Origin of the sequence: Microcoleus sp. AR_TQ3_B6, from assembly GCF_036702785.1 — a bacterium.
GTDB lineage: Bacteria > Cyanobacteriota > Cyanobacteriia > Cyanobacteriales > Microcoleaceae > Microcoleus.
Genome location: NZ_JAUBVJ010000101.1, coordinates 1 through 21,411 on the forward strand (window position 1 = coordinate 1; position 21,411 = coordinate 21,411).

General features: G+C 49.4%; 18 protein-coding genes. 11 read left to right on the plus strand and 7 right to left on the minus strand.

Going from position 1 to position 21,411, the window contains the following annotated elements; all coding sequences use genetic code 11:
• The 4 genes from QUB56_RS31400 to QUB56_RS31415 form a co-directional block, all read right to left on the minus strand.
• Positions 1–192, minus strand: a 192-nt coding sequence (locus QUB56_RS31400) for a hypothetical protein (RefSeq protein ID WP_332960285.1), incomplete at its 3' end; no start/stop codon positions are given.
• A complete protein-coding gene (locus QUB56_RS31405; protein WP_332960259.1) occupies positions 164–361 on the minus strand; it encodes a heavy-metal-associated domain-containing protein in 198 nt (65 codons plus the stop codon). The genes QUB56_RS31405 and QUB56_RS31400, both read right to left, overlap by 29 nt.
• A 320-nt stretch (positions 362–681) precedes the next feature.
• Entirely contained in the window at positions 682–1,536 is an 855-nt protein-coding gene (gene aroF / locus QUB56_RS31410; RefSeq protein ID WP_332960260.1) for a 3-deoxy-7-phosphoheptulonate synthase, read from the minus strand.
• Positions 1,537–2,337: 801 nt separating this feature from the next.
• The gene (locus tag QUB56_RS31415; RefSeq protein WP_332960261.1) at positions 2,338–3,102 is read right to left on the minus strand and encodes a sulfotransferase domain-containing protein; all 765 of its coding nucleotides are present in this window, start codon (positions 3,100–3,102) and stop codon (positions 2,338–2,340) included.
• Between QUB56_RS31415 and QUB56_RS31420 the strand changes: the two genes are divergently transcribed.
• Entirely contained in the window at positions 3,101–3,277 is a 177-nt protein-coding gene (locus QUB56_RS31420) for a hypothetical protein (protein ID WP_332960262.1), read from the plus strand. The two genes, QUB56_RS31415 and QUB56_RS31420, sit on opposite strands and share 2 nt — an antisense overlap.
• Before the next feature lie 249 nt (positions 3,278–3,526).
• On the opposite strand, the gene QUB56_RS31425 is transcribed toward QUB56_RS31420, so the two are convergent.
• Positions 3,527–3,850 (minus strand): hypothetical protein, encoded by a 324-nt coding sequence (locus QUB56_RS31425; RefSeq protein WP_332960263.1) that lies wholly within the window; start codon positions 3,848–3,850, stop codon positions 3,527–3,529.
• A gap of 74 nt (positions 3,851–3,924) precedes the next feature.
• Here QUB56_RS31425 and hpsA point away from each other — a divergent pair, with 74 nt between their 5' ends.
• The 6 genes from hpsA (at position 3,925) to QUB56_RS31455 (ending at position 13,286) form a co-directional block, all read left to right on the plus strand.
• A complete protein-coding gene (gene hpsA, locus QUB56_RS31430; protein WP_332960264.1) occupies positions 3,925–8,994 on the plus strand; it encodes a hormogonium polysaccharide biosynthesis protein HpsA in 5,070 nt (1,689 codons plus the stop codon).
• 32 nt (positions 8,995–9,026) lie between these two features.
• Entirely contained in the window at positions 9,027–9,644 is a 618-nt protein-coding gene (locus tag QUB56_RS31435) for a prepilin-type N-terminal cleavage/methylation domain-containing protein (RefSeq protein ID WP_332960265.1), read from the plus strand.
• A gap of 67 nt (positions 9,645–9,711) precedes the next feature.
• Positions 9,712–10,815, plus strand: coding sequence for a hormogonium polysaccharide secretion pseudopilin HpsC (hpsC, locus tag QUB56_RS31440; protein ID WP_332960266.1), 1,104 nt, complete (start codon positions 9,712–9,714; stop codon positions 10,813–10,815).
• Positions 10,816–10,873: 58 nt separating this feature from the next.
• On the plus strand, positions 10,874–11,524 hold the full coding sequence (locus QUB56_RS31445; RefSeq protein ID WP_332960268.1) for a prepilin-type N-terminal cleavage/methylation domain-containing protein: 651 nt from the start codon (positions 10,874–10,876) through the stop codon (positions 11,522–11,524).
• A gap of 131 nt (positions 11,525–11,655) precedes the next feature.
• Positions 11,656–12,294 (plus strand): Uma2 family endonuclease, encoded by a 639-nt coding sequence (locus QUB56_RS31450; protein WP_332960269.1) that lies wholly within the window; start codon positions 11,656–11,658, stop codon positions 12,292–12,294.
• Positions 12,295–12,665: 371 nt separating this feature from the next.
• Positions 12,666–13,286 (plus strand): transcriptional regulator, encoded by a 621-nt coding sequence (locus QUB56_RS31455; protein ID WP_332960270.1) that lies wholly within the window; start codon positions 12,666–12,668, stop codon positions 13,284–13,286.
• Between the two features lie 696 nt (positions 13,287–13,982).
• Here QUB56_RS31455 and QUB56_RS31460 read toward each other — a convergent pair.
• Positions 13,983–15,908, minus strand: coding sequence for a penicillin-binding protein 2 (locus QUB56_RS31460; protein WP_332960271.1), 1,926 nt, complete (start codon positions 15,906–15,908; stop codon positions 13,983–13,985).
• Positions 15,909–16,180: 272 nt separating this feature from the next.
• Entirely contained in the window at positions 16,181–16,756 is a 576-nt protein-coding gene (locus QUB56_RS31465; RefSeq protein ID WP_332960272.1) for a hypothetical protein, read from the minus strand.
• 339 nt (positions 16,757–17,095) lie between these two features.
• Between QUB56_RS31465 and QUB56_RS31470 the strand changes: the two genes are divergently transcribed.
• The 4 genes from QUB56_RS31470 (at position 17,096) to glgB (ending at position 21,318) form a co-directional block, all read left to right on the plus strand.
• Entirely contained in the window at positions 17,096–17,422 is a 327-nt protein-coding gene (locus QUB56_RS31470) for a serine protease (protein WP_332960273.1), read from the plus strand.
• Positions 17,423–17,632: 210 nt separating this feature from the next.
• On the plus strand, positions 17,633–17,761 hold the full coding sequence (locus QUB56_RS31475; protein ID WP_332960274.1) for a hypothetical protein: 129 nt from the start codon (positions 17,633–17,635) through the stop codon (positions 17,759–17,761).
• 34 nt (positions 17,762–17,795) lie between these two features.
• Positions 17,796–18,266 carry a hypothetical protein gene (locus QUB56_RS37470; RefSeq protein ID WP_445243422.1) on the plus strand — a complete coding sequence of 157 codons (471 nt, stop codon included), beginning with the start codon at positions 17,796–17,798 and terminating at the stop codon, positions 18,264–18,266.
• Positions 18,267–19,029: 763 nt separating this feature from the next.
• Positions 19,030–21,318: a 1,4-alpha-glucan branching enzyme gene (gene glgB / locus QUB56_RS31485; protein WP_332960275.1), complete on the plus strand. Its 2,289-nt coding sequence runs from the start codon at positions 19,030–19,032 to the stop codon at positions 21,316–21,318.
• Positions 21,319–21,411: the final 93 nt, after the last annotated feature.

Below are 21,411 nucleotides of genomic sequence, written 5' to 3' on the forward strand. Positions count from 1 at the left end.
ATTTGGGAAACTTTTAGAACTTTTTGGAAATAAAGCCGTCCTAAAAGGACGGGGTTTTAAACCCAATTTTCTGATAACCGGGTTTTTTGCCGTATCTACAGGCTGTAACGAAGTATTCTCGCCCATCAAACCCGGTTTCTGGCTGCCTGCTGTAAACTCTATATCAATCTTGGACGGTGTGGCCCGTAGCAACAACCGCCTGTGTAATTGACTCTTGGGAAGCTTGAGCTTCTACTGTAACAGTCTTAGCTGCCACATCCACATTCACAGTAGCATCGGAGTCAACTGTTTTGATGGCTTTGGTAATTGTATCACCGCAACCAGAGCAGACGATCGAGGGAACGTTAAGTAGTATTGCCATAATTAAGCAAATTTTCGTAGATGACAGTATTATTTTTTATTTTAATATAAATTCGTGAAACACGCGCTTTCCCCGATTTCGGCAGAGGTTTAAACCCCAGCCTCAAAGCTCAATTCGGTTAAAACTGAGATGTTGCACCATTGTCAATAAGCTTTTTATGAACAGCCAAGATACCTGTTCCACAAAGAGTGAATTTTCTCGCTTCACAGGCCGGAAAGCCTGTTCATCAAAAGTTAATTGAGAATGGTGCAACCTATGAGTTAAAACCGATTTGAGAGTTTGACGTTAAAAGTTATACATTATTTCCTACGAATATCACTTCAAACTAATACCTGGGTCGGCAAATTAATCTCGGGTATGCAACGCCCAACGGCCGCGGCTACAGCCCGCAAACTCGCAACTAAATCTACCATATCTGGCAAAGAAAGAGCTTGCCGCGCGTCAGAAACCGATTTTTCGGGTTGCGGGTGACACTCAACAATCAATCCGTCTGCACCGCAAGCAACCGCTGCTTTGGCTAGTGGTGCGACTAATTCGCGCTTGCCGACAGCGTGAGAAGGGTCTACAATTACTGGCAAATGAGTTAACTGTTTCAGGGCTGCGACTGCACCCAAATCTAATACATTCCGCGTGTAATTGTCGAAGCTGCGGATGCCTCTTTCGCACAGCACTACATCAGGATTGCCGTGACTGACAATGTATTCGGCCGCCATCACAAATTCTTCGATTGTGGCTGACAAGCCCCGTTTTAGCAGGACTGGTTTTCCAGCTTGACCGATCGCCTTGAGCAACTCGAAGTTTTGCATATTGCGACTGCCTACTTGCAGCATATCAGCACTTGTGACAACTGGCTCGATTTGGGCGATCGACATTACCTCTGTCACCACCGGCAAACCGTAACGCCGGCTGACCTCGGCTAAAATTTCGAGTCCCTCAATTCCCATCCCTTGGAAAGCATAGGGAGAAGTGCGGGGTTTGTAGACTCCGCCTCGCAAAGCTTGCACGGATGCGGCGGATAGTTGGCGGGCGACTGTTTCCATTTGTTGGGAACTTTCGACGGTACAGGGGCCGCCGATTATTAATAATTCTGTGCCGCCGACAGAGACTGTTTCTGAGAGTTTAACAATTGTTTGGTGTTCGGGATGAGCTTTAGTTACGAGTTTGGCTTCTAACATGAGGGTATTTTCCTGGCAATTTAAGTGGGTGGTTGACAACAAAAAACCCGGAACTTTTAAGAGTTCCGGGTTGGTGCGAAAAGACAGCGCGACAATTTACCCAGAACTCCTGTTGGGCCAAAAATAAAAGCCGTAATACCAGTTACTGAATAAGGTCATCGGTGTTTTCGCTTGTACTCAATTGGTTGTTGGAAAAAAAACTAGAAAAAACAAAACCGCAGGTGTTAATCTGCGGTTCGCCCGGATGTTCACAGTGAATTGTAAATTCACTCCGGGCGAACTTGGCTGTACCAAAAATAAAAATAGCTGTTGGCTGTGAACATAGGTGAAGTGCTGCGATTTGTGGATTAAACACAATACTATTAAAAAATTATCACAAATAGATAAGAATGTCAAGCTATTTTTAGAAAAAGATTTGTAGGGGCGGGTTTCACCAACAATCATCATCAATCATCCACAATCTGGTAAACCCGCCCCCACGCACAGGGTAAATCCACCTATAGGTTTGGAGAATCGCAGGAAATCTAGGTTGATGTAGGTTATTGGTGGGGGGGCGGGTTGATTGAGATTGTTTGTAGTTGTGAGATCTTGTTGGTAAAACCCGCCCCTACCATTATTGTTGGTAAAACCCGCCCCTACCATTTAGGTTTGGAGAATCGCAGGAAATCTAGGTTGATGTAGGTTATTGGTGGGGTGGGGGCGGGTTGATTGAGATTGTTTGTAGTTGTGAGATCTTGTTGGTAAAACCCGCCCCTACCATTGCCGATCGCATATTATTTTTTAGTAACTAACGACTAATGATTAATCCCAGCCGAAATCTCGATCGCACAATTGGGCCAGTCTTTCGTTGTGCGATCGAAAATATGCTCTCATTTGCTGGTATACTGTGTCGCTGATAGGGGGATATTGGGTGGCGTTGTACTTTTCGTAAATTTGTAGTTGGTGCGGCGGCAATTCGAGAAATTCGAGGACGGTGTTGAAGATTTCCGATGGGTTGCTATACAAGTCTTCGCTTTTGATGATTGAGATTTGTGATTTGGGAAAAAGTTTCATCCAGGCGGGGAGTTGATCGGCGTATATGCCGCGGCTTAGATAACTGTGGTGTTGGTGTTCGTAACTGTAGTAGTTTGGGTTGGCTAGGAGTTTTTCGATTTCGCCTTTGAGTCTTTCGGGTTCGGAGGCGATCGCCTCTTCTAATGATAGGGTTTCGTATTGTATTTTGATATAGTAATAATAGTGGGAAATTGCGCGTTCTACGGGGTTTCTCAGCAGGGCGATTATTTTAACTTGGGGATATAAATCATAAATTCGCTGCGGAACGTGCGGGTGAAATATGTAGTAAGGACTGGCTTCTCCAGTTATTTTGTGGGAACCGTTTTCGGGCTGGGGAAATTGGGCACAGTACCAGTCTGGGCTTTTGTCGAAGTTTAAGTCAAAATAATGTACTTCTTTTTGGGCGGCGGGGGCGATTTGGGGATGTTGGATTAGGTAGTTGTACAGGGATGTTGTGCCGCCTTTTTGCGCGCCGATGATGATGAAGTCGGGGGGTTTGGGAGTTGGTTTCATGGGTGGTAGGTTTATATTTGGCACTTGTACTGGCCCGCTGGGCAAAACGGAAATTCGATCGCACTTTCAGGCAAAACGGATATTCGATCGCACTTTGATATGGTTTCCGGTGGGATGGGAACGATCGAGTCTCGGTCAATCGATTTTAGATTTTCGATTTTCGATTTTAGATTGACCCCACCTATAAATGCGGGGGCTTGAGGATTTTCGATTTTCGAAAAGGGATTGATTCCACGGATAAATCACGTGGCGGGTACCACCTTTGAAATTCTCGGTTAATAATTCCCGATTCCCCCACGGACTACTCCCCCTCATCTATGAGTGCAACGGGAATTAATATGACCTCTGGCGGAAATTCGATCGCCCAATTTAGATTTGAGCGCACGGATACGCCTGACCACAAGTCGATCGCCCACTCTACATTCTAGGTTCCGGCGGTTGAAATCGCTAGCCACAGGAAGACACCCACAAAGCCTGCCAGGTAAGGGCTGCCAAATACAGCGGAGACGATCGCGATCGTGGTTTTTGGGCGATCGCACAGACTCTGCCTGTGGACACTCACAATCGGGTTGAAGTAACATAGGGTGTAGTTCCCTAGGCTCAAATCCTTGCAGGGCAAATCTTTCGCGAAAAATATATCGACGGTTAACTCGGTTGTGGGTTTGTGGGTTTTATTTTTTAGCCAAAGTACACATTTTGTGAATTTGTGCAACAGGCTGATATGGATGTCGATCGAAATGGGAACCATAGAAATGGGATCGTACTGTCAAGCAGTAACTACCAGCAATACCATCTCTTCTGAAATTATTCAGGAAGGCGTCAATGTTTAAAAGCAAATTATCGAAAGTTATCGTATCCCTGCTGCGGCGGGTTTTAGGCGTGACTCGCTCGGGGGCGAAGCGTCTGATGAGAGCAATGCTACGATCGCTAATGGCTATGGGCCGCAGGGCGAGATTGCCAGTGGCGGGGTTTGTGTTGCCGACGGTGACGATGGTGTTGCTGGTAGTGATATTGTTGACTGTGGCGATCGTGCTGCGATCGTTCGATCGGGGGAATTTGGCTCGCAACGTGCGCGTGAACCAGCAGGTGCTGGCGGCCGCGACTCCCGCGCTCGATCGGGCGAAGGCGAAAATTCAGTTCCTGCTGTACGAAGACCCGCAAAAACCGACGGCGACTCCATCCGATGAAAATTTATACAACAGGCTGGCCAACGGTACAGGTGGTAATGATCTTTACACATTTGGGGACGAGCAACGGCTGATACTTAGAGCAGATCTTAGCGTTCCCGCAAATAACATAAATCTAGCGGATAATCCTCGCAACCCCATTATTGACCCCGCAACAAATGTAGAAAATGAAGCTATAAATACTGCTTGGAGATATGCAGTCGATACCGATAACGATGGAAGATTTGACACTTTTACCCTCTACGGAATATTCTCCCGCACCCCCGCACGCAGTAATGTCGCCCCAAATATAGGCGACTTCACAAGACCGAGAAGACCGATAGAAGCAAGAACCCCACCAATGTCGGGGAATGCAGCCCCTAGCTGTGCCAGGGGTGGAGGTACAGTTGCTAATTTGGTGGGCAACCTGGGTTGGTACAAAACCGACGACGGTCTACTGAAAAAGAGCTTTTTTGTTTATACGGTTAATGTACCAATTACAGCCGCAGAAGTTGGCACTGTTCCAAATTCTCAAGCCTTTAAAGGCACTACCAGCATTTCAGCCCTTGAATACCAGCAAGACCAAAGCCGCGTTCCCCTCGCCAACAACGCGGCAGTTTATGAAGACGATCTGGATATATCGCCTGGGCCTCCGCTGAATCTGAACGGGGGTATATTTACAAATAGCAATTTGTTGGTATCAGGGGTCAATACTGCAAATAGTATAAAACTGTATCAAATCAGCAGCCCAGATTCCTGTTTTTACTTCCAGGAAAATAGCAAAATTAAGGTCGGAGGAAATGTAGTTAGCGGGTGGTCGGGCAGCACCACACCCACGAATCCAGTGGACGTACATCTTTTTCAGACAAAAGCTGAGCTGGGTGGGAGTGGCGGGAGAACTCAAACGATGGAAACTCGAGCCAGAACTATTAACCCCGCCAATCAATCCGCCACCGGTAATAACAGCTTGCAGGTACTTTATAACAATGCTGCCTATACAGCTCGCCTCTCTATGGTTGTAGCAGCAAGAAGGGGAGCAAACCCTCCGGCTGAAGAGGTTGAGCCTGTAGCAGCGGACGACCCATTTTCGGTGCGAAATAAACCGGACACCCAAACCCGCAAACAAGCCCTGGAAGAACACTTTAAACAGATACTCCGGAAAGTTCCTTTTGCTGAAGTAGGACCGACAGCACCTACAACTAACCCAACTCTGGGTTACAGCCTTCCCTGGGCGCCACCGCTACCGCCAGAAACAGCGGGGGCATTACCTATTCAAGGTACTGGCGACGCTCTGCGACCTCCCGACGCCTGGAGCATTCCCGATCCCGGTGCAACCAACATTCAACTTACAGTAACCCAGCTAGAAGCAACAAACCCTGTACCACCGCCAGAAAAAGAAGAAGTGTTGGGCGATCGCGTAGTGGCGGGAAATAACTTACCGGCCCTGAGATGGGATGCCGGTGATGGCAAATTGGTCAGCAAGCCCCAAGACATTCCGGGTGGAACCTGGACGGACAATACACAGCGTACTAGATCGCCCCAGGTGACAAAACTGGCTGACGTGGGAGCAACCGACCGCAGCGGTTTCTGGGAAGGTGAAGCCGCCCGAGTCCCCGTCAATCCGCTGGATGGCAATGGTGGTCTGCGCGTCATCACCGGTGCAGGGGTTTACGAGCGGCTTAATTCTTTTCTGCCACCCCCCGCTTGGCAAGATCCTTTAACTGGTGCGACCAAGGGCGGGACAATAAGCCCGGGCGATACTTACGACGACCCAACAACTCCTGCCGTTGAGACTTACCCTGTTGTGTGGCCCGATACAATGCCGATGTCCCCTCTGGGGCCGGGGTCTCAGGTGTATAACAACAATATTGCATCGGGGACGGTGGAGTGGAAGCCGTGGCCAGGAGCAGGCAATCCCGTAGGCACACCTTTGCCCCCAGGAGGGCTAACGCCAACGGGACTGACGGTAGCAGCAGGTTCTGCCATAGACCCGAATACTCCCCAGTATGCCAAGGGGGATTTGCGGATGCGGGCGACAGTAGTTTATCACTATGCAAACGGGACAGCGCAAGGGGGACCGGGAACTTTCAATGACACGCCACTGGCCTGCATCAGCAGCTATTACGACCCCAGCACGGCTTCTACAGCCAGAAATATAGTTGGACTTGCTGATGTCAGCGGCGACCCCTCATTAGGGGTTCGCGGAACTCAAGTTGGCTCTAACAACGGGGTGGTATATGACGCCAATGGAATAGAAGGCGGGAGAGCGATCGGTCCTTTAACTTCGGTAAACGGCTTGTTCCCCGGAGGTAGTCCTTTAGCAGAGCAAGCTAACTTAGTCTTCCCCGACGGTCGGTTTGTCAACCCGCTTTTGAGAGACGCTCTCGAACGCGCCCCCGGCGATCGCTCTTTGGCACAAACAGCGGCTATTGACTCAACTAACTGCGCTCTACAAATTCTGGCGGGTGCAGGTGCCGCCGGAGTTATTCCTGATGGGGCGATAAAAGAAGTAGCATTTTTGAATGCTAGAGAAATCAAGGCGATCGACCGCGATGACTGGCAGACCCCTAATGTTAACGAAGCCTTTACCCTGAGCAGTCCCCTAACAGCTACTCCACCAGCACAACCGGCCAATCTAACCGGAAACTACAACCAGCCCTTAGAAGAACGGCAACCCTTAGAAATTCGCGCCACTCAAATAGACCTCAATCAATTGCGGAGCACCCAAATTGGAACGGGAGAGTATGTACTGCCAAACAGCGGGATTATCTATGCCAGCCGGGATGATGCGCAGCCCGATCGCAGCGCCCGCATACCCGGTACAGGAGGCACAAGCATAGATGAAGCAAGGAGCACATCGGTCAGTCCTACCGACTCCCGACTCGACCCCACCCGCAAGCCTAACGGGATTCTGCTCGTTAACGGTCAGCAGCTAGCTCGAGTCCCCGGCATAGGAGCTAATCCTACTGTCTTGGATGTGGTAAGGGAAAAAGGACTAACTTTGGCATCTAATTTGCCAGTTTATATTCAAGGAAATTTCAACCTTCACACTCAAGAAGAGTTTACTCAGGATCTTGATTGGGCGACTTTCTACGATCGCACAACCCTCAATCCAAACTTTGCCTGCCGCCAAAACGACCCCAGAGTCAGCGGATGTACGACAGGCGACGATTGGCGTCCGGCCAACGTACTGTCAGATGCAGTCACCCTACTCTCTGATAATTACCGTTTTGGGTTCCGCAACGAGGGAGATTTCGACCTGAGAAACAATGCGGGTGCTGCTGCGGTATTACCCCGCCAACAGCAAGGATTTTACAGCAACAACTTTGTTACCAACGGACTCTCCAGCGGCGCATTTTCTGCTAATGGAGGCATACCTGCGAACCCCACAGAACTTGTAGACACTAGCTACGCGAATAATACCGCTCTTAGAAGTTCTTACTTCAACAACTTCGTTACCCCCGTGCAGCGGCGCGGGACTTTTCCAGAGTATTTAATGGAAGTTTGCACAAGACTGCCGGTTTCTGCGTGTACTGATAACGACTGGTTCATCGATCCACAAAATAACATCCCTGCAAATGTGGGTGTGCTACGTGCCCAGTGGCTAGCCGGAACAACTGTTGTTCCCCCAGCGCCTCAATATCAACGCTTTCCCCGCCGAGTTGCTTTTCAAAGAAACCGCCCTACAGATGCCAATCTGGTGGTAGATACAGATAACAATCCAACGCCTTTAGGAATTACTGGCGGAAATACTGTTGTAGCCGGCCCAGGCGATGCAGCAGCTAATTCTTTGTGGTTTGCAACGACGGCAACGTCTGGCGGTAATGCCATAACCTACGGCGTAGACAATTTCCCGTATGTATTCAACCGCAGCCGGATTGACAGTACGGGTCAAGTGCTACCACTTTTAGCACAATCATCAAGCGCTCCAAATATTACGCCAGTTTCGGGTTCACAGCCGCTGCTGATACCAGTCTTGCAAACTCAAACTGTGGGACCACCGGTCGCAGAGAATAACGCACCACAGGGTGGACGGCCCGTGGAACAGACGGGGTGGATACCGGGGGCTGTGGCGACAGGCACAACATTCAATCTGATTGTAGGCTCGAATGACACTCCTTCCCGAGCATTAGGCAACAACGTTGGTGACTTTAACGGAGGCCTGCAAAACTTGCCGAGGTTTTTGGAGAGCTGGGCTAACATTGCCAGCAACATTCAAGGTAGTTTTATTCAGTTCAACCGCAGTGCCTACAGCACCGCACCATATCTCCCGATTCTCGATCCGGCAGCTCCGCAACAGACAGATCCAAATACTAAGTTGCTGAGTCTGTTTGCGCCGTCGCAACTTACAACCCCACCGCCCCTCATACCCGCGACCCCAGCTCCATTCGTTATCTCTAACCCTCCTGACGCTGGCTATAGAACTTCGACCGGCAGCATTCCGGGTGGCACTCTGGGTCGGATTCCCTTCTTTACTCCCCCAACCAGGAACTGGGGTTATGACGTGGCCCTGGTATCTCAGTCGCCTGACTTGTTTACCCAAAGGTTCACTACTCCTCCTTCAAAGTCTACCCCGGATGAGTTTTTCCGGGAAGTACCCCGAAATGACCCGTGGGTAGAAACTTTGATGTGTGCGGAGCTTGCGCAGGGGACGGCTACCTCAGGCCCACCTGCTATACCTGTTACCAATCCCAATCGCCCAGCAGTTTGTCCTCCAAACCTTTAACTTTCGGCAGACCAATTACCGGAGACTTCTATATGACAGACCAACAACGACAACAAAATGTATCCAAGTCGCGAGATGGCGGCTACACGATTATCGAGTCGTTGGTAGCGATGATTGTGGTGTCGGTGCTGATGATTGCGATCGCCCCCGTTATGGCTTTCTCAGTAGCAACTCGCGTACAAGCGCGGCGGGTGGAACTGGCCACACAGGCGGCGAGAACTTATATCGACGCTCTCCGGACGGGGGCGATTAAACTGAACAATCCGCCACACCCAGCGTTTCCTTCGGATAGTTCTGCGGCTCCTGCAAGCTCTGCTAACTTGTACTGCGTTAACTTCAAAGATCAAACGCAATATTGTGCTGGCAGCAAAGAGTTTTATGTTCAGGGTGTTCGTCCCCCAAATATAGGAACCAGTATTCCCACAGACACAGGCTACGATCTGACTGTTCGCGTTTACCGAGCCGATGCTTTTTCTTCTCCAGGTACGATGAAAATTACACAGCAATCCGTCGCTAATTCCGCTCTTGGCGACCCCAAAGCGCCCTTGGTGGTAATGCAAACACAAATTCCCCCTACTACACAAGGAGGTAGCTCTCCATATCGATCGTTGTGCGATCGACTCAGACAAGCAGGCAACACGGGCTGTTAGTAATAATCAAAGTCCCCGTTGTTAAATTTAAAATCGCTCCCCCCATTTGGCACAGGAAGAAGTCAAAATGAAAAGTCTACTCAGGTTGCTTCTGAAAAGTCAGCACCAGCGAAACCGCTTAGAGTCAGCTCAAACAGAAAAGGGCATGACTCTAATCGAGCTATTAGTCGGCTCGATTATGGCATTTTTAATCATCACGCCGATGCTCGCTTTTGTAGTCGATATGCTGAATACCGACAGGAGGGAACAAGTAAAGTCAAACACCGAGCAAGACATTCAGGCGGCGGTTGATTTCATTGCCCAAGATTTGAGTCAAGCGATATATATTTACGACAATAGGACGCTCAATGGGCCTCCCGGCCCCAACGAACAGCAGGTGAGACCCCAGCTTCCTTCACCTCCTCCAAATACAGAGGGAACACCAATTCTGGTATTTTGGAAGCGCCAGCAGCTCAAAAATTCTCTTCCTATTAATCCGAGTGTTGCTGGCACTATCAAACCAAAGGATTGCAATGACAACCCCGGTAACTGCAACGACACCTACGTACTTTCTTTAGTTGCTTACTACCAAATTAAAGATAACAACAACCCTACTTGGTGTCAGCCGGCTGGAAACCCTTGTCCTACCCGTATTGTCCGCTATGAAATTAGGGATGGAATCGATCGAGTGATAGACCCCTCTGTTCCAGGTGGTATAACCATTTACGGTGATGGGGGCACAATACCTGCTCAGCGAAAAGATCCAGCTTTTAATACAAGGTTTAACCTCAACAATCCAACAGTTAATGTGACAGATCCAGCGGGCTTGGGAAATCCACAGTCAGGGGCACAACAGCCTCAAGTCCTCGTTAATTATATAGACCACAGTCCATATGTTCCGGCTCCGACAGGAGAAGAGTGTCGAATTCTTCTGGGTTTCGTCCCGCCAGCAGTAACACCGGCAGGAACACCAGCATTCGCACCCGATCATTTACTAATAACAGACCGCACTTCTACCCCGACCCACAGCTTCTACGCTTGTGTGGATACATCTAAAAACATAGCCAGAGTAACTATCCGAGGAAATAGCCTGCGTCGCATTCAAACTGATGCTAACTACGCTCCCAACAAATCCGCATATTTCCCCACAGCAAGCGTGCAAGTACAAGGTCTAGGGGCGCGAGGAAAATAACTTATCTCTAAAACTTATTTCCGAATAGCCCTGGGCCGATAAACAATAGGATATTACCATGAAAACCCCATCAATATTATTAAAACTTTTGCATAACTCTGCTGCCAAGCCCAGTCCTAATTTCAACAAAACTGCATCCAGAAAAGGTGAGGGAGGATTCACCATTCTAGAATTGGTGGTGATCGTGTTGATATTAGGTATATTAAGTGCGATCGCCGCTCCAAGCTGGCAGGCATTCATCACCCGACAAAGAGTTCGCACTGTGAACGATCGAGTTTTCCAATCATTACGACTTGCACAAAGCGAAGCCAAGCGAACTAAGCGGGATGTCAAGCTCACATTCAATACTAATGCAAGCAATCCTCCTGTTGACCCGCCAACAGTTACGTTTACCCCCCCACTAGCTACGGGTGGTAGTACGCAGACGTTAAATGGTGGAGGCGAAATTAAACGCGGCACCATTGCACTTTCAACGAATGCAACTATTCCTGGTGATGCTGATATTCCTATAAACTCGATCATTTTTGACTATCAGGGCAATGTAAAAAAATTGCCTCCGAGTACAAATCCTGCAACTCCCAACGTACGACGATTTGTGGTCACAGTTGCTCCAGCTAATGCTACATCTAACAGTTCTGCCAGACAGTGCGCGATCGTAGAAACTATCATAGGAGGAATGAGAACTGCTGAAGGAACACAATGCAACTAACTGGGTGTCCATGATAGCTTTAAATAAATTTAATCTTAACATCTAACATCAATTCCGCATAAATGCAGAATTGCTAAAAAATATTAACTTAAATTATTTTATATTTCAAATCATATTAAAACCGTCAAAAAATGCAGCTAGAACTAAAGCAAATAATCGTCCAGCCAGGGAATCAACTATTACTCAAAGACATAACCTGGCAAATGTTTGAAACCCTATTAACAGAATGGGGAGAAAGTCGCGCATCCCGACTTTCATACAGCAAAGGAAAATTAGAAATCATGGTTCCCCTACCCGAACACGAAATTGGGAAAGAAAATATTGGCGACTTAGTGAAAATTCTCCTTGAAGAATTAGACATCGAATTTTTACCTCTGGGTTCCACCACATTCAAAAATCAAAAAATGGCTCAAGGAGTAGAACCAGACGCCTGTTTCTACATCCAAAACGAAGCCGCAGTCAGAGGCAAAAACCGCATCGACTTAGAAATAGACCCACCTCCCGATTTAGCCATAGAAATCGACCTCACATCTCGCACTCATTTCAACAACTACGAAGCATTAGGAGTACCCGAATTGTGGCGCTACAACGGCCGCAACCTGCAAATCAGCGTATTGCAAGATGGAAAATACATACAGTCCGATCGCAGTCTCCAGTTTCCCAACTTCCCAATCACCGAGCTCATCCCCCAGTATTTGCAGCAAAGCAAAACCGCCGGCAGAAACGTCGCCATGAAAGCCTTTCGATCTTGGGTGAAAGCGCAAATTTAGCGATCAATTTATCCCGGCGTTGAAGCCGACAATTTATCCGGGCGTTGAAGCGATCGATTTATCCGCGCTTTGAAGCGGGCAATTTATCCGATCGCGTGATCGACAAATTTGCTGTAGGGAAACGGCACCGCGCCGTCTCCTGAATGCCCTCTCCTCACAAAATCTACCTTGCAGGCCCTATCTGTAGGGCAACCGCACCGCGCCGTCTCCTGAATGCCCTTTCCTTACGCGCTGTTAAATTCCCATAAATTTTCACTAAATACGGAGCTAGACATTTACCAAGCCCAACATTTAAAATAATATACCACAAAAAAAAATAGCTCCTGGGAGCTATTTTTTTTTGCCAGCCAAATATCGGGGAGTGCATCTACGTGTCCATAAATAAAACGCTCAAAGGCAGAGCCACGAAGCCTGCTGCCGGTTTTACAATCATTGAGATATTAATAATTACGTTAATCGTAGGAATATTTTGTGCGATCGTCACCCCCTGTTGGCTGATGTTCATCAACAACCAGCGTTTAAAACTATCGCTCGATCGAGCTTATTCGGCAATGGAACTTGCCCAAAGCAACGCCAAACGCGACAAAATTTCATGGCAAGCCAGCTTCAAAGAAGTAGAAGAAAACGTACAGGTAGCAGTTCACCAAGCCGACATTGCCCCAGCCCAAGTACCAGCCAACCAATGGAAAAACCTAGAACCGCAAATTCAAATAGATACAGCAGAAACAACAGTGCTCAAAGTAAATGAAAACAACGAGCAAAGAGAAAGCGGCACAATCCGGCGAGTCATGTTCAACTACCGAGGTTGCCCCGTATCTCGAAGCGACCACGACTGCACCCAAACCAGTATCAGAGCCAAAGGAACCCTAACCCTATATCATCCCAACTTAAGAAACAGCCAACGCTGCATCATCATCTCTACTCTGCTAGGACATAAGCGCACCTCCAAAAGACAATCAAGACCCAACGACAGCAACAGATATTGTTACTGACAGGGCGATCGATGATTTTAGGGTAGGGACACCGCACCGTACCTATTGGTGTCAACTTAAGACTCAAACCCCAGAGAAATCTCGCTTTTAACCGAGTCCAGATCCCCCTCGCATCCCCCTTAACAAGAGGGACTTTGAGCGCCTCCGGTTGCCCCCTTATATCATGTGCGATCGATTGACCATAATATCCCGACCGGGGGGGTTTTTGAGATTGGAGATTGTTGGCAGATATTGTTGGCTCATCGGCCCCTACCTGATGAAGGCTAATCGACCAGACATGATACAGCCGATTCCACGTTGAGCAAGTACACCCGTCAAGGGTTCAATCGCTGTAGGGAAACGGCACTGCCGTGTCCTCTATCTTTGCTTGTAACCGAGTCTAGAGCCCCCCTCGCATACCCCTTAGGAATGGGGACGCGAGAGAAAATTCCTGTCCCCCCCCTCCCGCGCAGGGCTAGGGGCGATCGAGCCTTAATCGTCAGACACCAAATCCTTACTGCGTTTAACGTTAAGTTGACACAAAGAAGGGCACTGTGGCGTATCCTCAATAGCCGTGTTGTCGATCGTCACATCCGATACGCGCGCGATAATTTTAGGCTAAGGAAACCGCAATGCGGTGTCCAGAGTTGCCGTGTTGTCGGTGCTGATATGCGATGCCCGATGCCCGATGCCCGATGCCCGATGCCCTATGCCCCATTACTTCTTACTCGGCGCAATCTTCTCAATAGAAATCAGCGCCTCCATCACCGACTCCACAATCGGCGCCGCCACCGTACCCCCCGTACCCTCCTTAGGCTCATCAATAACCGCCAGCACCACATACCGAGGAGCCTCCACAGGCATTATCCCCACAAAGCTAGTAATAATCGCCTTATTAGAATAACCCCCACCAGCATTAGCTTTTTGAGCAGTCCCCGTTTTCCCAGCAATCCGGTAGCCAGGAATCTGTGCAGCTTTTCCCGTACCCCCATCAACCACAGTTTCCATCATTTCTAACACCTTCTTAGTAGTTGCCGGCGAAAAAACCTGCCTCGTAACAGCCCTCGGAAGCTTCCAATAAGGTTCACCTTCCCGATCGAAAAGTCCCCGCACCACGTGAGGAGTCACCAACTTGCCGCCGTTGGCCAAAGCTCCGTTAAGCTGCACCAACTGCATCGGAGTAATCGAAAAACCCTGCCCGAAAGCCGTAGTAGCAACTTCCACCGGAGAGTTAATAAATTGATCTCGATTTTTAAGCTGACTGGTTACTTCAAAAGGCAAATCAGTTCCTGCAGTTTGTCCGAGTCCGAGTTTTTCTAAAGCTTGATAGTAAAGAGAAGGTTTCATGCTTCTCATTACGTGCACCATCCCCACATTACTCGAATGTTTCAAAATATCAGTAACAGTAGAAGGACCGCGCGCACCTGCTTGTTGGTAATCGGAATTTTGGATAGTCCAGCCATCCATATAAATCCGACCTTCATCGTTAAACACAGTATTAGGTTTCACCGCACCCGCTTCCAGAGCGATCGCCACATTAATCGCTTTAAAAGTCGAACCCGGCTCATAAACATCAGTTAAAGCCCAATTTTTATAGCGTGACAAATCGAAATTAAAATATTGATTCGGGTCATAAGAAGGTTCCGCCACCACAGACAGCAATTCCCCGTTACGGGCATCCATCACAATCACCGTGCCCCGCTTCGCCCCGTGTTGCTTCATTTTTTCCTTAAGAGCAATTCGGGCCGCCCGCTGCAAGCGACTGTCGATCGTCAGTTGCAACTTCAAGTCATCAAGCTGCACAAAACCCGCCGTCAGCCGATCGGGAACCCAATTCCCCTCGATCGACCTGCTAAACTGAATCGACGGCATCGAGCGTTCCAGCAAATTCTGCTGGCTGTATTCCACCCCAGCTTGCCCCTTCCGTTCCCCGTCAACATAACCGAGGATATCAGCCGCCAACTCCTGCTGCGGGTAAAAACGCTGCTGCTGGCGCAGCAACTCCAGCCCATCCACCGGACTATCTTTAATTTGCATCGCCGCGATGCGATCGGCAACCTCTTGAGTCAGAGACTCAGCAATTGTAATACCGCTTTCAGCAAGATTAAACCTGCGCAGCAGTTCTGTTTCCGCCGTAGTGCCCGGACTCAGTTCGATCTGCAGCATCGGAGCCAATTTAGCCGCAATTTCCGCCTTAGAGTGTTTAAACAACTTCGGGTGAGCGTAAAGCGTGTACACTTGTCTGTCGATCGCCAAAACATTCCCCGCGCGGTCAACTATCGGGCGTCTCGGCACAAACGGCTTCGTTTTGAGAGTTTGCTGCTGCTCGGCTTGTTTGCGCAGCGCCGGAGCGCGCGTCACCTGCAAATAAAACAAATTCACAGCCAGCCCCAGCCCCCCCAGCATCAACACCGCCCACACGGCCCACAAACGGAACTTGCTGGGTTTTAAACGCTCCACCGGCCGCCCCCAAGCTGGCACCGTCTGTTGTGGCGAGCCGCCGAAACTGCCGTTAGCTCTTGGTTTGGCTTGTTTTCCCCACCCAGTACGCGCGGCGAAGCTACCCCGTAGGGAATCGCCCGACTGTTTTGGGCGTTTGAAGTTCGGCGATCTGTAGCGGTCAAAACGGGGGTCATAGCTCATGGCATTAAAAATTCAATGGCAAGTTAGATCCTTTAGATTTTAGATTTTAGATTTTAGATTTTAGATTTTAGATTGGCTATTAGGATTTGGAGCCAACCTACAGAAGCATTCTTTTTTTGAAGTCGTGTTAATTATTTTTAATTTTTAACCGACGGTGGGAAGAAGGAAATCGATCGCGAGTTGCATAGAAAGCCCCCAAGGAAATTAGATCCTCAAATTCTCAGGACCTCGGACACTCAGGCCCTGAGGGCACTCTCCGCTTTGACACAGGCTTAATAGCCCAGCGGTGCTTGCACACCGGCTCGATGCTTGAGATCCGGCTCAGAGTTTTGTGTCGCCACGGGCGATCGGGTTTCCGGGGCCGGCTGCAAGAAAATCGTGTTCCCAGGATTCTGCGGAGCCAAACCGGTTTCAGGATTTTGAGCTTCTTTAGCAAGTTGGTTTTTCAAGACTTCGCTAGCAGCACTCAACTGCTGTTCCTGGAGGCGCAGAGTTTCCAGTTTTTGATATTCCTGACTCCAGCGCTGCTCGCCGTAAACTGTCAAGCCGTAGAGACTCAGAGCACCGCCCAAAAGCATAACTGCTACCACTGAGGAGGCGCGCTGTGCCTGCAGGAGCGATCGCAACCACACAGGCTGCGGCTGGCGAGCTGGTAGGACTTTGAGCACCGATGCTCCGGGCCGAGCAATCGCCTCGGAGTCTGCCCGCGAGTAGTTGGGCAATACCGGTCCTGTCTTCGCCCGCCTAGCTCGGGCAATAGAAGTAACTTTGCGGTTGGCTCCGCCCTTCTCGGGCGATCGGGCAGCTCGGGAGCGGGGAGAATCCGGGGATCTGATAGCAGCGGTCATAGACTTCACCAATACGTAAAGTGGGGTAGCTTCAGCTTAATTGAGGTTAAGAGTTTTTTGTCAAGGGCGATCGCCAGTGGTGGCAATCTGCGTTCGATCGGTTGTCCTTACCAAAGATACCTCACAAGCCAACCAACCAATCCTACCACTGGTCCCTTTGACTTCAGGATTTGCCAAAAAAAAATAAATCTTTGCCGGTTAGCCATAATCCAGGTGAAATTTATTGATAAATGCAGTATTGTAATCAACGAGCGAATCGTTGAGCTATTCGTGCCAGCATTGTTTCTCAAGTACACTATTCCCTTCCTTGCGATGGGTTTTCAATCTTAAGGAGTTTTTATGAACAAGGGATTAATTCGTTTGACTTTGGCCGTGGGCTTGGCATTAGCCCTCGGCGCCTGCGGAGGCGATGCCGGCGGCGGCGGTGGCTCTAGCCCCACTCCGGGCGGTGCTGGTGGGGCTGGCGGCGCTGGCGGCACTGGCGGCACTGGCACTACTACTACTCCTCCTGCTTCTACTTCTACTTCTTCTCCCACACCGAAGGAATCTCCAAAGAGCAGTCCAGGGGCTACTCCTGGGGCTGGTGGAGCCGGGACTAGTGGATCCGGAGCTGGTGGATCCGGGGCTGGTGGAACTACTTCCCCTTCTCCTAAAAAGTCTCCCTAACTAGGGCGATCGCGGAGTCTGTGCCCAACAAGCCTAGCCTGCGAGTGAAAAATCGTTCGCTCCTCGCATTTTTTCATCTCATAGATCTAGGTCTCAAATTGCGTGTTAGTTGTTGTCTGAGGCTTTTACTAAAGTTCAGTACATCCGCTTACATCAGCAAAGTCCTCTGATGCGCTGGGTTGCAAGGGCATTTTCTTTCAAGTTGAAAATTTGACTCCCGGGCTGCACGTTTTGAAAATCAAGGCTCTGACGGGAGGTTTGAGGACAGTGCCAGTGCTGCTGCCTCAACTCGAAGCTCAACCGGAGGCGATCGCAGACTCGACGCAAATTTTGCACTAGATCGAGTCTCGCTTTCCTTCCCGGCAACTGTGCCATGCAGAGGAGAGAAAACCAAGCTGAGGCTTGGATGCTCGAAGACGGGCTCGATGAAAGCATCGGCATTGGTAGTCGATTTGTTTACTCCGAGTTTCGCGCCGGTGCAGGCAAGCAAATAGACCAGTCTGTTTTGAGCCAGTTAGTCATGCAATTGGCGCGCCGCCAGTTCGGCATTAACTCTGCCTCGGCGAAACTCGCTCCCGTTGCGCCTGAGTGCTGCTTTAAACCTGTTGCACCGTCGCTGGCCCGATGGTGCCTATTTGGTGGGAGATTCCTTAAGCTTGGCAGATATTGCTGTTGCCGCCCTGCTGAGTCCTTGAGCTTTGATTCCTCAATACTGAGTAGAGCATCTGCAAGCTGTTTGAGCGCATTCCCCAAATTCACCGACTTTGTAGGGAAACCCAGCCTCCGGGATTTGAAAGTCTATCGCTCGCGCGATCGTCCCTGCCGCAAAATTCCAGCTAATTGAAACTCAAGCAGGCTTTAGCCACGCTCAATTCTCTAAGACATCAGAGAAATAAGATTTCCCCCTAGACGCTCTAAACAATTAACATTACCAGAGGCATTGCAATTGCGCTTACTTTTATGTTTTAAATGCTTTCAGAGTCGATCGCCCTTGCCAAATCGTGGTACGCTCCACAACCTGCCACTACTCGCTCTTTCTGGTCATACTGTCCTTAGGACTTCAACTTAACCGTTGTTTCACCGGATCCGGGATTTCTTGCCCTCTAGGAGGCTTCAAAACGTAGATAAGTATTCCTACTCACAGCCTAAATTTACCCTAGGCAGACTGCGGTTAAAACCGCTTGAGCGGCTTGGCACGATCGGGCTAAAGCCATGCTCGGAACCCGCATCCCACGAGGTTTTATAATTAGCTGCTCCCCCACACTTACTCTTTTTGACCCTCCGGCAGCCGCAAATCGACAATAATTTGAAAAAAATGAATATCACATATTTGATAAAAAGTCAAAGATATTTGGGAGAAAATATAAATTTTTCAATTTGTTTTAATATTTCTATACTTAGATGTTAGCAGTAAAACCCCAGCTCGGCCGTCGGCAAGGTAATAAGATTGCCTGCTGTGTGCGCAAGGGCGCGCGCTGGAGCCGAGAAAGGCAAAATCATGCTAATCAGTGGTAGGATTAGCGATCAAAAATGTATCGAAATGTAAAGTGCAGCGCCGCCAACGGTCTTGAAAGCCATTTAGTCAAAAGATTGAGGTAAGTAGTTTTATGCCCGCGACCGTCCCCTTTGAACAGATTGACCGGATTGTTTGGAATCAGCACCACGATCCATTTGAAGTGCTAGGCCCCCACGCGCTCGAAGAAAATGGCAAAAAACTCTGGGTCGTCCGAGCTTATCTGCCGAATGCGGATGCGGTATCCGTGGTGTTGCCGGAGGCCAGGGCCGAATACCCGATGAAATCAGAGCATCACCCTCATTTTTTTGAATGTACGATCGAAACCCCAGAACTAGCAAACTATCAACTGCGGGTCAAAGAAGGAGAACACGATCGCTTTATTTACGACCCCTACGCCTTTCGATCGCCCAAACTCACAGAATTTGACCTTCACTTATTCTCAGAAGGCAACCACCACCGGATTTACGAAAAACTGGGGGCGCACCTCACCTCCGTAGACGGCATCGCAGGAGTATATTTTGCCGTGTGGGCCCCGAATGCTCGCAACGTGTCTGTTTTAGGAGATTTCAACTATTGGGACGGCCGCAAACATCAAATGCGGAAATCGCACAACGGGATCTGGGAATTATTTATTCCGGGACTACAAGAGGGAACTCACTACAAATACGAAGTGAAAAACCAAGACGGACATCCCTACGAAAAGTCAGATCCTTACGGTTTCCAGCAAGAAGTGCGACCGAAAACCGCATCAATTGTCACCGACTTAAGCACCTACACTTGGAACGACAGCGCTTGGATCGAACAGCGGCGGCACACAGACCCACTGACGCAGCCGGTTTCGGTTTACGAATGCCACCTCGGTTCTTGGCTGCACGCCGCTACTGACGAACCCGCCGTGCTACCAAATGGGGAAATAGAACCCGCCGTGCAGGTTTCGGAACTGAATCCCGGGGCGCGCTTTCTGACTTACCGGGAATTAGCCGATCGGCTGATTCCCTACGTCAAAGATTTGGGATTCACCCACATCGAAATGCTGCCGATCGCCGAACATCCTTTCGACGGTTCTTGGGGCTATCAAGTCACCGGTTATTTCGCCCCAACTTCCCGCTACGGCAAACCTGAAGATTTCATGTATTTTGTTGACCAGTGCCACGCCAACGGCATTGGCGTACTGGTGGATTGGGTGCCGGGACATTTCCCCAAAGACGGCCACGGTTTGGCTTTCTTTGACGGAACTCACTTGTACGAACACGCCGACCCCCGCAAGGGCGAGCACAAAGAGTGGGGAACTCTAGTATTTAACTACGGCCGCAACGAAGTCCGGAATTTCCTAGTATCAAACGCTCTATTCTGGTTTGACAAGTACCACATCGACGGGATTCGCGTAGATGCGGTGGCCTCAATGCTTTATTTGGATTACTGCCGCGAACCCGGAGAATGGTTGACCAACCAGTACGGAGGCAGGGAAAATATCGAGGCGGCAGATTTTCTGCGGCAGGCGAATCACGTCATTTTTAGCTATTTCCCAGGGGCGCTGTCGATCGCCGAAGAATCTACCTCTTGGCCGATGGTATCTTGGCCGACCTATGTAGGCGGTTTGGGCTTCAACCTGAAGTGGAACATGGGTTGGATGCACGATATGCTCGACTATTTCCACATGGATCCGTGGTTCCGCCAGTTCCACCAGAACAACATAACTTTCAGTATGTGGTACAACCACAGCGAGAATTTCATGCTGGCTTTGTCCCACGATGAGGTAGTGCACGGCAAGGCTCACATCATCGGGAAAATGCCAGGGGACGAATGGCAAAAGTTTGCAAACGTGCGGTGTTTGTTTACTTTTATGTTTGCTCATCCCGGAAAGAAAACGATCTTTATGGGGATGGAGTTCGGCCAGTGGCACGAGTGGAACGTTTGGGGGGATTTGCAGTGGCAGTTGCTGCAATTCGATCCGCACCAAAAGTTGAAGCTGTTTTTTAAGGATTTGAACAATTTGTACTGCAGCGAAAAGGCACTTTACACTCAAGATTTTGCTGAGGATGGGTTTGAGTGGATTGATTGCACCGACAACCGGCACAGCGTCGTGGCTTTTGTGCGCCGAGAGAAGGATGGGGACGAGTTTGTGGTGACGGTGTGCAATTTTACGCCGCAGCCCCACTCTCACTATCGGGTAGGAGTGCCGGAACAGGGTTTCTATACGGAGTTGTTTAACAGCGACGCGCGGGAGTACGGCGGCAGCAATATGGGGAATTTGGGAGGCAAGTGGACTGATGAGTGGTGGTTCCACAACAGTCCTTATTCCATCGATTTGTGTTTGCCGCCTTTGGGTGTGTTGATTTTAAAGATCGATCGGACAAAAACAGCCATGCGTAACGCTTAAGAGTTTTGAGTTTTGAGTGGTGAGAGTTGTCAGTAAACAATCACAACTTTCTTAATCGTAAAACTTTGAAGGTATTCAGAAACCCGGTTTCTC